Source organism: Pseudomonas sp. 05N434, from assembly GCF_056396965.1.
In genome coordinates this window covers 1-1,168 of sequence record NZ_JBFTMK010000897.1, presented here as the reverse complement: position 1 = coordinate 1,168, position 1,168 = coordinate 1, and the positions used below count along the sequence as shown (strand labels likewise).

The following is a 1,168-nucleotide window of genomic DNA, read 5'->3' as shown; positions in this document are numbered from 1 at the left end:
ACATGGGTAAACCGATCAGCGATTCCATGGCCATCGACATTCCAGCGGCCGCCAACGCGATCCGCTGGAGCGCCGAAGCCATCGACAAGATCTACGACGAAGTCGCCGCCACGCCGCACGACCAATTGGGCCTCATCACCCGTGAACCCGCAGGTGTGGTCGCCGCGATCGTGCCGTGGAACTTCCCGCTGATCATGGCCAGCTGGAAGTTCGCCCCAGCCTTGGCGGCAGGCAACTCGTTCATCCTCAAGCCCTCGGAAAAATCACCACTGACGGCGATCCGCATCGCGCAACTGGCCCTCGACGCCGGCATCCCCAAAGGCGTGTTCAACGTGTTGCCGGGCTTCGGTCACACCGTCGGCAAGGCGCTGGCGTTGCACATGGACGTCGACGTGCTGGCCTTCACTGGCTCCACCGCGATTGCCATGCAACTGATGATCTACGCCGGGCAAAGCAACATGAAGCGCGTGTGGCTGGAGGCGGGCGGCAAGAGCCCGAACGTGGTGTTCGCCGACGCGCCGGACTTGCGCGCAGCGGCTCGGGCAGCGGCCAGTGCGATTGCCTTCAACCAGGGCGAAGTCTGCACCGCCGGCTCGCGCCTGCTGGTGGAGCGCTCGATCCGCGAGCAGTTCATTCCGTTGCTGGTGGAAGCGCTGCAAGCCTGGAAACCGGGGCATGCGCTCGACCCTGAAACCACCGTCGGCGCCGTCGTCGATCAGCGCCAATTGGACAATGTGCTGCGCTACATCCAGGTCGGCAAAGACCAGGGCGCGCAACTGATTGCTGGCGGCAGTCGCACCCTCGAAGGCACCGGTGGCCTGTATGTGGAGCCAGCGATATTCGACGGCGTGACCAACGCCATGACCATCGCCCGGGAAGAAATCTTCGGCCCGGTGCTGTCGCTGATCACCTTTGACACCGCTGAAGAAGCGCTGCAGATCGCCAACGACAGCATCTTCGGCCTCGCCGCCGGCGTCTGGACCAGCAACCTCAGCAAGGCGCACACCTTCGCTCGCGGCTTGCGCGCCGGCAGTGTCTGGGTCAACCAGTACGACGGCGGCGACAYGACCGCGCCGTTCGGCGGGTTCAAGCAGTCGGGTAACGGTCGGGACAAATCGCTGCACGCGTTCGACAAGTACACCGAACTCAAAGCGACCTGGATCAAGCT

At 64.0% G+C, this 1,168-nt stretch carries 1 protein-coding gene; it reads left to right on the top strand.

Features of this window, described 5'->3' with window-relative positions; all coding sequences use genetic code 11:
* The coding region (locus AC1DLB_RS30525; RefSeq protein ID WP_477786346.1) for an aldehyde dehydrogenase at positions 1 to 1,168 on the top strand (1,168 nt) is incomplete at both ends.